General features: G+C 34.5%; 10 protein-coding genes, 8 tRNA genes and 1 other RNA gene. 17 read left to right on the top strand and 2 right to left on the bottom strand.

What is annotated here, in order from left to right; all coding sequences use genetic code 11:
- Nucleotides 1–53: 53 nt before the first annotated feature.
- Together LNP04_RS08495 and ssrA are read right to left on the bottom strand one after the other, a co-directional pair.
- Nucleotides 54–995, bottom strand: coding sequence for a hypothetical protein (locus tag LNP04_RS08495; protein WP_229986066.1), 942 nt, complete (start codon nucleotides 993–995; stop codon nucleotides 54–56).
- A gap of 404 nt (nucleotides 996–1,399) precedes the next feature.
- Nucleotides 1,400–1,799, bottom strand: a transfer-messenger RNA (tmRNA) gene (gene ssrA / locus LNP04_RS08490).
- Nucleotides 1,800–1,958: 159 nt separating this feature from the next.
- Between ssrA and rpsU the strand changes: the two genes are divergently transcribed.
- The 17 genes from rpsU to LNP04_RS08410 all read left to right on the top strand — a co-directional run bounded on the left by rpsU (nucleotide 1,959) and on the right by LNP04_RS08410 (nucleotide 12,579).
- A complete protein-coding gene (rpsU, locus tag LNP04_RS08485; RefSeq protein ID WP_034723363.1) occupies nucleotides 1,959–2,156 on the top strand; it encodes a 30S ribosomal protein S21 in 198 nt (65 codons plus the stop codon).
- Nucleotides 2,157–2,235: 79 nt separating this feature from the next.
- A complete protein-coding gene (locus tag LNP04_RS08480) occupies nucleotides 2,236–3,123 on the top strand; it encodes a tyrosine-type recombinase/integrase (RefSeq protein ID WP_229986065.1) in 888 nt (295 codons plus the stop codon).
- On the top strand, nucleotides 3,120–3,410 hold the full coding sequence (locus LNP04_RS08475; protein WP_129535964.1) for an HPF/RaiA family ribosome-associated protein: 291 nt from the start codon (nucleotides 3,120–3,122) through the stop codon (nucleotides 3,408–3,410). Before LNP04_RS08480 ends, LNP04_RS08475 begins: the two co-directional genes overlap by 4 nt.
- A 107-nt stretch (nucleotides 3,411–3,517) precedes the next feature.
- Nucleotides 3,518–3,591 (top strand) — tRNA-Thr (locus LNP04_RS08470).
- Nucleotides 3,592–3,611: 20 nt separating this feature from the next.
- A tRNA-Tyr gene (locus LNP04_RS08465) sits at nucleotides 3,612–3,692 on the top strand.
- 85 nt (nucleotides 3,693–3,777) lie between these two features.
- A tRNA-Gly gene (locus tag LNP04_RS08460) sits at nucleotides 3,778–3,853 on the top strand.
- An 88-nt stretch (nucleotides 3,854–3,941) separates the two neighbouring features.
- A tRNA-Thr gene (locus LNP04_RS08455) sits at nucleotides 3,942–4,015 on the top strand.
- 20 nt (nucleotides 4,016–4,035) lie between these two features.
- A tRNA-Tyr gene (locus LNP04_RS08450) sits at nucleotides 4,036–4,116 on the top strand.
- 86 nt (nucleotides 4,117–4,202) lie between these two features.
- Nucleotides 4,203–4,275, top strand: a tRNA-Gly gene (locus LNP04_RS08445).
- 42 nt (nucleotides 4,276–4,317) lie between these two features.
- Nucleotides 4,318–4,389: transfer RNA gene (locus LNP04_RS08440), tRNA-Thr, on the top strand.
- A 177-nt stretch (nucleotides 4,390–4,566) separates the two neighbouring features.
- Nucleotides 4,567–4,651: transfer RNA gene (locus LNP04_RS08435), tRNA-Ser, on the top strand.
- 895 nt (nucleotides 4,652–5,546) lie between these two features.
- Nucleotides 5,547–5,915 (top strand): DDE-type integrase/transposase/recombinase, encoded by a 369-nt coding sequence (locus tag LNP04_RS19575; RefSeq protein WP_407928658.1) that lies wholly within the window; start codon nucleotides 5,547–5,549, stop codon nucleotides 5,913–5,915.
- Nucleotides 5,916–6,438: 523 nt separating this feature from the next.
- Complete coding sequence (locus LNP04_RS08430) at nucleotides 6,439–7,503, top strand: PKD domain-containing protein (RefSeq protein WP_229986064.1); 1,065 nt, start codon at nucleotides 6,439–6,441, stop codon at nucleotides 7,501–7,503.
- 26 nt (nucleotides 7,504–7,529) lie between these two features.
- A complete protein-coding gene (locus LNP04_RS08425; protein ID WP_229986063.1) occupies nucleotides 7,530–10,001 on the top strand; it encodes an AAA family ATPase in 2,472 nt (823 codons plus the stop codon).
- Between the two features lie 18 nt (nucleotides 10,002–10,019).
- Entirely contained in the window at nucleotides 10,020–10,670 is a 651-nt protein-coding gene (locus LNP04_RS08420) for an NlpC/P60 family protein (protein WP_324292114.1), read from the top strand.
- Between the two features lie 5 nt (nucleotides 10,671–10,675).
- On the top strand, nucleotides 10,676–11,611 hold the full coding sequence (locus LNP04_RS08415) for a type VI secretion system baseplate subunit TssG (protein ID WP_229986062.1): 936 nt from the start codon (nucleotides 10,676–10,678) through the stop codon (nucleotides 11,609–11,611).
- Nucleotides 11,608–12,579 carry a TssN family type VI secretion system protein gene (locus tag LNP04_RS08410; RefSeq protein ID WP_229986061.1) on the top strand — a complete coding sequence of 324 codons (972 nt, stop codon included), beginning with the start codon at nucleotides 11,608–11,610 and terminating at the stop codon, nucleotides 12,577–12,579. The genes LNP04_RS08415 and LNP04_RS08410 overlap by 4 nt, the downstream gene beginning before the upstream one ends.
- Nucleotides 12,580–12,588: the final 9 nt, after the last annotated feature.

The following is a 12,588-nucleotide window of genomic DNA, read 5'->3' as shown; positions in this document are numbered from 1 at the left end:
CACAATGAATCGGTTATAAGTAGCCTTTGCAATTATACTTTATTATATTGTGATTAATTTGACATTATTTTCTTTTTGAATTCCTCAAATTCTAAAGATGGTAAACCAATGGCTTTCCTGTTGGCATTGATCTTCTTTTTATCGCTGTTTTCCGCTATCGGAATAATCACATGATATTCTATTGGCCTGTTATTGATCTCATTTCTCCGATCTTCCAACATTACATAATTAAACGGATCGCATGTTCCGTTTCTGATTAATTCGGGCAGTTTCTTTTTAAAGTAATTATAATCTCCGTTATAGGCCATGTGATTAAAAATCTGAGGTAAAAATATTTCCGAATGAGGTTCTCCTTGCAGGTTATAACCGCCAACAATTTTTTCATTGGGAAATCCAACTGTTTCGATGATTTCTTTTAATCTTTGGCTGTGCTGCCAATCGATTTTTTTTATACTTTCGTAGTTTTTTGTATTTCTTATGTCTTGATCTTTCAGTGTCATATTGCCCAACTCATTTCTTAATGGGATGTTAATTTTGCTGACATTTTTTGCTACTATTTTTTCAACTTCTGACTTGTCGATATGAAACTCTTCTAAAAGTTTTGCTATACTTTTATCTCCAAAAATAGCGTCCACGTTGTATGCCTGTTCGTACAGGTAATTTTCAACATCAGTTTTTTCAACTTTTGCTACTTTACTCTTAGAGATCAAATAATCTCTTGATACGTTTACGAACCAACCTTTGACAGGTTTGTATCTCTTCAGCAGGTAATCTAGAATTTTATAAGATTCCTCATAGTTCTTTGTCATAAATAAACTGTCTGCCTTGTAAATCTCGGAGTAATAAGGTATATAATTTAACTCCTTCTGGCTGCTGCTTTTATGGGAAAAGCTTTTATCTCCTGATTTTTGAGAATCTTTTGATCTGCTTCCGCAATTCATCATGAGTAATAAAGTAAGCAGAGTAATAGTGATAGATGGTTTAGAAAAATTCATATGGATTAAATTTAGATCTTTAAATTATCAATAGATCATTAATTATCGCAATGGATAAACGTTTGTATTGACATATAAATATAAATTTTTTAAAAAACTTGATTCTAATTTTTTTAATATTATTTCAAAAATACTCTATTGAATTGCAAAAAGCTTTATTTGAGGGTTTTATTTTGCTTTTTTCGGAACATCTATCAGGTTTATTTTAAATTGAAAACTTGCATTTTAGGGATGTTGATGCTCTAATTTCTGGTAAGGATTTCTGCTGAGGCTACTTCAAATGCTAATATGTAATCATTCAATTATTATTTTACAAAGAAGTTTACGCTTTTGTAAACAACAGAGGTAGCAATTAAACCAGCACCTTAAAAAACAAAACCCTGTAAATCAATTTACAGGGTTTTAAGTGGAGTTGGAGGGATTCGAACCCTCGTCCAAACAAGCAATACATAAGATTTCTACATGCTTATTTTACTATTGATTTTCGTGCCTAAGCAGAGAGCAAACACCCAACTTAAACCTTAGCTTCTGAAATTTTAGAGTCTTGGTCAAAGCTCCCAAAACCTTATTTCTGCATTACTATATCTCAGAATCAAACGCCGCAGAACAGAGCATTTGTGAGACATCTTGCTTCCTTACTATCTTCGGGAAAGCGCTTGAAATCTTACTTTATTCAGATTAAGCTGCAAGAGCGAACTCTTCGTTGCCAGTTAAAAGTTTGTAGCAAGGGATTAAAGAGATCGCACTACGGTTCTCTGCATGCTTACTTACCCATTGATCTTGCTGTCGAAACCAGTCAACCCCATGTTTTAGTAAATGCAAAGATACAATATTTTGTTTAAATTTAATTCATATTCAGCACTGCTTTTTAAAATTGTGAGATTTAATATCAATTTTAAATAAAAATAATTTGTTAATCAAGAAAAAAGTTATATTTTTGCAATCCAAAATGAGATGTAAATTATGTTAATAATACCTGTAAAGGATGGTGAATCCATCGATAGAGCACTTAAAAAATACAAGAGAAAATTTGATAAAACTGGTACAGTTCGTCAATTAAGATCTAGACAAGCTTTTATTAAGCCTTCTGTAACTCTTAGACAATCTAGGCTGAAAGCAGCTTATAAGCAAAGAGGATTAAGCAAGGAAGAACAAGCTTAAGAAATTTTCTTAAACACATACTAAAATCACTTCTTAAATAGTTATATTTGAGGAGTGATTTTTGTTTTATATACATATTATGCGAGAGAAGTTTTTAGACTATCTACAGCTTGAGAAGAGGTATTCGCCTCATACCATTACAAGTTATCGTAAGGATCTTGATGATTTTTTTTCTTTTTATCTTAAAACAGAAGGTTCAGAAAACATTGTCAAGGCCAACAAAAAAACAATCAGAAATTTTATCGTTGAACTCAGTGAGAATGATATTTCAAAGAGAAGTATCAATCGCAAACTGTCTTCGCTCCGTAGTTTTTATCTTTTTCTCTTAAGATTAGGCGAAATTGAAGTTTCTCCTGTGGAGACTGTCACTTCCCTTAAATTTTATGCAGAGAAGCAAATTCCCATGTCAATGGAGGAAATGGAGACGCTTCAGGATAAGATTTTAGTCAATGTTGACGATGTTTTAGAAAAATGCATCGTTGAGGTTTTATATCAGACGGGAATCAGAAAAGCTGAGCTTTGTGGCTTAATATTTGAAAGTGTAGATCTAGAAGGCAAACAGTTGAAGATTTTGGGTAAAGGAAATAAAGAACGTTATGTTCCTATTTCTCCTGACTTAGCAAAACTACTCAAAAGCTATTTCGAAATCAGAAAACCTCACGAAGATTTTAGACAATATTTCTTTGTCAACAAAAAGGGGAAAAAACTGACAGAAAAATTTGTTTATGTAGTGGTTAATAAGTACCTTAGTCTTGTTACTTCGAAGGAAAAAAGAAGTCCGCATATCTTAAGACATAGCTTTGCTACGCATGTTTTAGACAATGGGGCAGAGATATCTAAAGTAAAAGAAATATTAGGGCATTCTAGTCTTGCAAGCACTCAGGTGTACACGAATGCCAATATAGAACAGTTGAAAAAAGTGTTTAATCAAGCTCATCCAAGAGCTGTTAAAAAAGAAGAATTATGAAGATTTCAGTACAAGCAATCGGCTTAACTCCACACGAACCGCTAGAGTCACACGTTGACAAAAAAGTAAGCAAGCTTAATACGTTTTACGACAAGCTTCAGGAATGCAAAGTGTTCTTAAAAGTTGAAAACAATTCAGACAAATCCAATAAGACGACAGAGCTTATTTTGGTCGTTCCGGGTGAAGATATCGTTGTTAAAAAGACAAGTACAAGTTTTGAAGAAAGTTTAGACCAATGTGTTGATGCAGCTAAGAAACTGTTAATCAAGAAAAAAGAATTAGCATAGAAAATAAATTTAAAAAAGTTTCTAAAAAAGTTTGAGATTTCAAAAAAACTGTTCTATATTTGCACTCGCAAAAAGGAACAAGCGTTTTTTGAAATCTTTTTTATTTTGCCTCCGTAGCTCAGCTGGCTAGAGCAGCTGATTTGTAATCAGCAGGTCGTGGGTTCGAGTCCCTCTGGAGGCTCAATTTAATATAAAATATCTGGGGAGATTCCAGAGTGGCTAAATGGGACTGACTGTAACTCAGTTGCTTCGGCTTCGCAGGTTCGAATCCTGCTCTCCCCACATTTTATATTAAAAAAAGTCTTGCAGGTTTAAAAGGTTTTTCTTAGATTTGCAAACCGTTACCAATGATTTTGGAAACAAAATTGCGGAAGTAGCTCAGTTGGTAGAGCGTCAGCCTTCCAAGCTGAATGTCGCGAGTTCGACCCTCGTCTTCCGCTCCATTTCACACCGCATTAGGCGTGATTTTTTTTAACTGCTGATGCAGCACAGAGTAGATTTTCTCTGATAGCCTTCAGTTTTTATTAAATTGCCTCCATAGCTCAGTTGGCTAGAGCAGCTGATTTGTAATCAGCAGGTCGTGGGTTCGAGTCCCTCTGGAGGCTCAATTTAATATAAAATATCTGGGGAGATTCCAGAGTGGCTAAATGGGACTGACTGTAACTCAGTTGCTTCGGCTTCGCAGGTTCGAATCCTGCTCTCCCCACATTTTATATTAAAATAAAACTTGCAAATTCTATAGGGTTTCCCTAAATTTGTACAGCGTTTACCAATAATTTTGGAAACAAAATTGCGGAAGTAGCTCAGTTGGTAGAGCGTCAGCCTTCCAAGCTGAATGTCGCGAGTTCGACCCTCGTCTTCCGCTCAAAAAAATCACTCTTTTACAGCGTGATTTTTTTCTTTTAATGCCGACTTAGCTCAGCGGTAGAGTGCTTCCTTGGTAAGGAAGAGGTCACGGGTTCAAGTCCCGTAGTTGGCTCACTTTTCATCCCGATTTCTTCGGGATTTTTTTTGCTTAAAATTTCATGTCTGGAATCTCAAAAATTTGTAAAAACATAAAATAACATTTATTGCAAATTTTAAAAATATATTTTGGAGATTCAAAAAAACGTTTTATATTTGCACCACCAAAAACAACGATATATTCGGAGTTAATGGAGAGATGGCAGAGTGGTCGATTGCGATAGTCTTGAAAACTATTGACTGTAACAGGTCCGGGGGTTCGAATCCCTCTCTCTCCGCAAGTTGAGAAACTAAAAAATATCAAAAGCCTTTAAATAGTAATATTTAAAGGCTTTTTTGTATTTATGATATATCAAAAAATATCATAATAATACAAATAAAAAGGGATCAGTATCAAAACTTGGGGATTAGGCAAAAAGTTTAGACAATCTGAAAAGAAAAAATGCTTTATCTCTTACGCCTCGAAGTTGTAATCTGAAGTTTTAGGAGTTGCTAACTTTGTTAGGCCCCAATTCTTATACTCTTTAACTTTAAGAGTATGAAAAAGATCAGAAAAAATTACAGTTTAGAGTTTAAGATCCAAGCAGTAGCTTTAAGCGAACAGTGAGGCAATGTATCCTTAGTGGCTTAAGAATTGGGGATTTGCAAAGAAAGTTTAGTCAATTGGAGAAAGCTTCACAAAGAAGGTAAGCTTACGAAGGAAAAAAAAATTCCCTCCGATCCCATAGGAGAAGAGCTTTTGAGACCTCGCAAGGAACTTGAAGAAACAAGGCTAGAAAGTGATGTTTAAAAAAAGGTGGTAGGCATCTTCTCCAAGAGAGACGGGTAAGATATAAATTTATCAAAGAACACGCTAATGTATTTCCTGTCGTGAAGATGTGTGGGGTATTAAAGGTAATCAGGAGTAGCTTCTATCATTGGAAGAAAGGAAAATCTACCAAACGATCAGAAAGAAGAGCTATTTTATCTTCATAGATCTTCAGTATTTATCATTGGAGTCGTGGCAGATATGGAAGTCCGCGAATAACCGAAGAACTGGAAGCAAAGTGAATGAAAGCCTCACGTCCTTTTGTTGCCAAACTGATGAGAGAACGTGACCTGAGAATTATCGTGAAGAAAAAAATTAAGAAAACCACTAACTCTTCTCACTGATAGCCTGTTGTAGAGAATTATCTGAATCAAAATTTTCAGGTTAAAAACAACAAAGAGGTCTGGGTCTCTGATATTAACTATATCCGTACAGGTCAGGGTTGGCTGTATCTCACTACGGTCATTGATCTGTTTGACAGAAAGGTTATAGGTTGGTCATTGAGTGAGACGATGAAGGCTCAGGATACTAGTATTGCCGCCTTGAAAATGGCACGGCCTCACCGTCCTTTACAGGATCATGACAATTTAATTTTCCATTCGGACAGGGGAATACAATATGCGTGCACAGAATTTACTTCAATGGTAGGAAAAAACATTACCCGAAGCATGAGTGGAAAGGGAAATTGCTATGATAATGCTGTAGCGGAGAGTTTTTTAAACTCTGAAAACTGAACTTGTCTATCAAAATTTAATGTCTAATCAATCTAAAAATGTAGCATAAAGAGTATATAAATTTTGTCTCAAAAATAGTTGCAAGTTCATTTCAAGTTGTACTACAAAGACAATCTTGCCTTTTTTGCAAAAAGGGAGAAAAACTTCAGGACTCAGTTTTTTTGATGCAAACCTTTTTAGGGCAATTTTTTAAGGTTTAGAATAAGACTATAAATTTTCCAGCAAAAATTAATTGAAGTAATTAACCGGAAGTTTTTTGCGCAGTGTATTTGACTTTTAAAGATATGATTTGCATATTAAAATGCAAAAAAAATTAGAAAAAAGTAAAAATTAGATTTAGTAATAATGAATTTACACTAAGTTATTTCATGTAATAATGAATTTATGATATTTGTTTGTGAATTATTTACAATTATTTTTTTGAAAATTGAAAAAATGGGTTTTTATGTATTTTGTTAATGTGTTGTAAATCACTTGTTTGTATTCTAAAAACACTTATATTTGTAACGAACACAAATGCAAGATGAAAAAAAATAATACCAATCTACTCCATAATATTGATTCTAAAGTCTATCTCAGTTTAGGGATTCTTTTATTATTAAGTTTACTTGTTTTTTCCTTTCAATATTCAAGACATGTAGATTGTGAAAATGCTAAATATATTATCCACTCAGATGAATTTATGATTAATCGTGTGGTAGAATTCTATGACAATACTGATGGTGCCAAATCTTGGGAATGGGATTTTGGTGACAGTACAGCAGTAGATTTTAGGCAAAGAACACTTCATAAATACAAAAAACCAGGAGATTATATTGTTAAATTGAAAATTAACGGTAATTGTGTTCACGAAAAGCTTATAACCATTTCCAGCATCAGCCAACAAACAGGTTATTTACCTATTATAAAAAGTCCAAATGTTGTTACCGTCGGTGAATTAATTTCATTCGATGCGGATAAAGAAGATGGAGAGTCCTGGGAATGGAGTTTTGGAGAAAACGGTGGAACAGATGCGCTTGATAAAAATCCTTCATACAAATTCAAATCAATTGGTGAAAAAAAGATAACGCTTATTGTAAATGGTGATGTGGAACACACCGCTGTTAAAACGATTTATGTAGCACCGAAAACAATCAAGGCCAAACAGAAAATAGATATGAAGTCTTATGAGTTTGAAAAACCTCACGTTGCCTTTTCTCTTCCTGTAGGTAATGCTCAAAAAGATCCATTGGTGGATATGCTGCAATATATTCCTGTGTCTCCAAAATCTAAATTGAAAAAGGATTCGATTTCTGTCGAAAATAAAGCCCCGGAGATTTCCAACGAGCAACTTCAGTTATTGCTTAATCAGGTTGCAGCCCAGCTCAAAACGAAAGATGATTTCAAGGATTATCTCTGTGGTAGATATGATATTCCTGTCGTTGCAAATGATAAAAAATTAATTCCTTTTGAGCAGTTCTGCCAGTTGATTGCTGGTAAGAAAATAAAAATTACGGCACTAAGAATTAACAAAGACCAAAAAAACTGCATCCAAAACCTGAATATTCAATATAAAGTGAAGAAATATATGGTTTGGATGAAGGAGTAAAAATACAAAAGCTCAAATAACCACTAATGAACCAAGAAGAAATAACCTATAGTCAGGAGGTCACCAAGTCCCTCAATATTGTACAAAAGATAGGTCGGGAAAATCTTAATGCCACTTTTACGGGAGCGCACCTTATAAAAGCTATGCTCAACAGAGATTTGTCTTTATTGAAACATTTAGAAAATCTTGGAATTGATGTTTTTTATCTGGAAGAATGGGCAGAAGTTCGTATAGAAGAATTGCCAAAATCGCCCAACAGATATTCTTGTGAACCTGATGAGATCATTGACGAGATTTTCGCAGAAGCAGACCAGATAAGAGAAATTTTAGGCGAACAGGAAATATCACTTTTCGCTGTAATGACTGCAATCAGTTCTCCTGGTGTGGCCTTTAGCTTTGACCAGATGAAAACCTTTCCTGTAACGAGAAATGAACTGCTAAAAGATGTATCCTTATTTGGAGAAGATAACATGACAAGGACGATAGAAACTGCCAAAAAAACAAGCAAAGGCTTTATTCAAAAATATTGCATCAATACAAAAGATAAAATCGAGAAAAAAAACAAGAAAGAACTCCTTGTTGGAAGAGATACAGAAATCAATAAAATCACTGAGATCCTTTGCAGATACAGCAAACAAAATGTGTTGATCATTGGTGATCACGGTATTGGCAAAACCGCTCTTATAGAAGGTTTTGTACAAAAGGTCTTATTAAAACAAATTCCAGATATCCTCAGTGGATTGGAAGTTTTCGAGCTTGATATGGGTGCTCTCATTGCAGGTGCTTCCTACAAAGGAGAAATCGAAGACCGCATTAAAAATATCGCTCAGGAATTGAAGGCGATTCCAAAATCTGTTTTGATAATAGAAGAGATCCATTCTTTATTTGGTAGTCACGGTTCAGATTCCGGTATTGTAAATCTGTTGAAAAGTGAACTTTCCAATGGCCTTACCTTGATTGCAACTTCTACTATCGAAGAATACACCAAGAAAATTGAAAAAGAACAAGGTCTCGCAGGAATGTTTGAGATTCTGAAACTGGAAGAAAGCACGGATGAAATTCATTTCAGAATGTTGAAGCAGACGTTGGAAGATTATCAGATTCATCATAAGATCGGTATCGATGATCAGACAATGAAGGAAGCCATTCGTCTTTCACAAAGATATATGAAGGAGAAAAGTCTTCCTGCTTCTGCAATTGACCTGATTGACCATACGATGTCTGTTTTAAAAACCGCTGGAGAATCTTTTTTAAAGGAAAGAAATCATCTTGTGACAAGAATCATTCATCTCGAAGACAATACGAATAATTATCTTGAAGACGAACGAAGAATGCATGCCGACTGGCTTATTAAAGATTTGGTTGAAAAAACAAAATACCTCATCAGTACAGCCGATTCCGGCGAAGAAGAAAAAGAACTTCCTGAGTTTAAAGATACTGATGAATTGTTGAGTTTTTCCAGAATTCTGATCGAGAAGACCGAAAAAATTGCGCAGGAAAAAAGAACCCATATTAATGATTTCGATTTGGCTTTAATTATTTCGCAAAAGACAAATATCCCAATTGGTAAACTTAAAGAAGAAGAAAAACAAAGACTCAATGAGATGGAAGGCGTTCTTGCGAAAAGAGTCGTTGGACAAGACCACGCCATTACGATTGTTTCGGAAGCAGTTCTGGAAACCCGTTCAGGATTGACTAAAGCCGGACAGCCGATTGGTTCCTTCTTTTTCCTTGGACCTACAGGAACTGGAAAAACTGAACTTGCGAAATCTTTAGCTGAATTTCTTTTTCAGGATGAAAATGCCATTATCCGTTTCGATATGTCAGAGTTTAAGGAAGAGCATTCTGCTGCGTTGCTATATGGTGCGCCTCCCGGATATGTCGGTTATGAAGAAGGTGGACTTTTGGTGAATAAAATCAGGCAAAAGCCTTATTCTATAGTTCTTTTTGATGAAATTGAAAAAGCTCATGCTTCTGTTTTCGATGTTTTTCTTCAGATTATGGATGAAGGGAAACTTCATGACCGATTGGGGAAAGAAGGAGATTTTTCTAATGCTATTATTCTCTTCACTTCAAATATCGGTTCCGAGTTTATTGTCGAATCTTTCGGAAAAGGAGAAATTCCTCAATCTTCAAAACTATTGGAAATGATGAGCCGGTTTTTCCGTCCCGAATTTTTGGGAAGACTTACAGAAACTATTCCTTTTGCGCCAATCAGTAAGGATAACGCATTGAAAATCTTTGAAATTCATTTAAAGAAAGAGCTTTTAGACCTGGCAAAAGGGCTTAATATTAATTTAAATATTACTCAGGAGGCCAAAGAATATTTGTCAATTGAAGGATATGATATCAAATACGGAGCAAGACCGCTGAAAGGCGTTATCAGAGGAAGATTGAGAAGACCTTTGGCTAAGAAGATAGTTGCTGGTGAATTTAAGGACGGCGATGATATTGAAGTTTCTCTCGTTGAGCAGGAATTGGTTTGGAAGAAAATGTAGAAGGGTATAAAAATATTTATGATGAAACAATTTAGTTATAAACATATTGCATTTTGTTTGTTAGCGGGTCTTGGTATGATTTCCTGCAGCAGTAAAACTTATATCAAGGAAATTCCCTATAACTTTTCTTCAGACTCTTATGAAAATTCAGCTTCTGGGATAAAGGGCAAGGTTGATTCTCAGTACACCAATGTTGATGACAATATTGAAAAACTGAGTGACGAAGAACTCCGGGTTAAAGAAAAATATTCTATCATTATGGAAGTGATGCCAAAGGAAGTTACAAATTATAGCCTTTACTCTTATATTGACAGATGGATTGGAACGCCCTACAAAAAGCAGTCATTAGAAGAAAAATTGGGTGTAGACTGTTCTTATTTTGTTCAGTCATTATACGGTGATGTTTATGGCGAAACCTTCCAAAAAACACCGGACGGGATTTTCCGATCAAAATTGATTCAGCTTTTTACAGGAAGAACTTTTTTGAAAGAAGGTGATATCTTATTCTTTAGATATGATAAAGCGCACCCAATTTCAGATGTTGGAATTTATCTTCATAATGATAGGATTTTGGCTTGTACAGCGACCGGACTCAATATTTATGATTTCAATGACGAGTACTTTCAGCTAAGATATGTGGCAGCTGGAAGATTGAAACCTAAAAACTAATGATGATGGAAAAACTCAATAACCTTTCAAAACAAATCACCTCTCTTAAACACGACATCCGAGCCGAAGTTATCATTAATAACCTCCTTAAAAATAAAGATATAGATGAGGTTCAATATGTAATCTCTAGGCAAGGTCAGTTTTCAAGGGCGTTTCGGTTTGATGTGTTGGATGCTGGGGTAGCCGATTATGATTTGGATACTACTCAGATGCTGAAACTTGAGCTTTCAAGGGATGGCTTTTATGATATGTTGCCTCAAAATTTAATCCATGCGGCAAGGAATGATGCTCCTGAAAAGGATGTGGATGGAATGATTAAAGAATATCAGGTACAAAAAAAACAACAAAAAGCGGCAAGACTTTTTTTTCAGCCTTTTGAGAATGAAATTTTCAGCTATGGTGTAGAGATAGAAGGGTTTGAACAAGATTTTCTTTCTAAGCTGAATGGTTTTTTGGTTCCAGACATGTTCTATGAATTTTGGGGAATCAGTAAAGACCTTCCGCCAATATTGGTGTCAAAATTTATAAGGATTCTTCCTTATGCTTACAAGATAGTTGGAGATGTCAATTTGGCTTGTCAAATACTTTCTTCTTTGATTGAGGAAAAAGTAAGTGTTAACAGCAAAGGTCATCAGAAATATTTGGACGAGGAGCAAAGCATCACATTGGGAGATGTCAGATTGGGGTTGGAGCTCATCACAGGTAACAGTTATGATGATTACTCCAGTCATTTTAATCTTCAGATAGGACCTTTGGTAAATTCTAATTTCTCAGAATATATTCATGACGGTGCTATGAAAAAATTTATTGATCTTTTTTATGAATACTTTTTCCCGATTGAAGTTGAAATAAAAACAACCATTTTGCTTCCCCATGAAAAAGAAAATTTTGAATTCAGTTCACAACAAAACTCAGTATTAGGCTATAACACACGTATATGACACAATTGAAAAAATATTTTATTAATTTATTTGATCCGAAAATATTAGCGGCTATTTTAATTTTTTTAGCTGCCAGTATTATTCTGACAATGGTCTTTTTACAAAAAGTTCCTGATTTTAAACAGAAATATAAAGGAAGGTTTTATACCTATCTTTTTTCTGTAGCTTTTATTTATTCCATCATTGCATTTTTAGGATTTAATAAGCTTTTTCAGGATAATAATCTTTACGAATTTGTTTTTTATCAGCTTTGCTCATTGGTGATTGGGATTATTCATTGCTCGATGTACAGAACTTATTTCAATAAATTCGGAGTAAAAAAAAGCGGTACCGAATATCTATTTGCTTTGGTAACAGTGATGTATTCTGCTATTCCTTTCATCCTTATTTTCACCTTTTTGAATGGTATTGATTTCTCATTTTTAATGTTGGGACATTTTCTTGTATTCTTTATTCCAACGTTTTTAAATGATACTTTCAACAAAGCTATGGCAATTCCTCCCAAAATATATAAGACATGGCAGTTTCCTGAAAACTATAAAGAACTGGCAGGTGTGAGCGATGAAGAAATGAGAGATTTGGTGGTGTTTACATTTTTAATGGATAAAGATCATAATGCTAAAAAGTGTAGTGTTTATCGTGCAAAAGGACCTACAAGGGTTGATTTCGGAAGACTATTCTACAACTTCGTTATAGATTACAATGAGAGGCATTCTGAAGATCAAATAGAAATTGAAGGTTCAAACGGTCTTTACAGCTGGGTTTTCTTTTTGCAGCCCAAATGGTATGAATCAACCAAATATATAGATCCCGATCTTACCCTTTATATGAATGGAATTGAAGAAAATAGTGTGATTTTTTGTATGAGATCTAATGAACTGAAGCTTGCGGAAGATAGAATTGTTAATGAAGTGCCTGATTTCGAATACAATAAAGAAAAAGATAACGAAAGAGTTACAAGCGAATAAATAAAATTT

Source organism: Chryseobacterium sp. C-71 (genome assembly GCF_020911865.1).
GTDB lineage: Bacteria > Bacteroidota > Bacteroidia > Flavobacteriales > Weeksellaceae > Chryseobacterium.
This window is presented reverse-complemented; position numbering and strand designations above follow the sequence as displayed.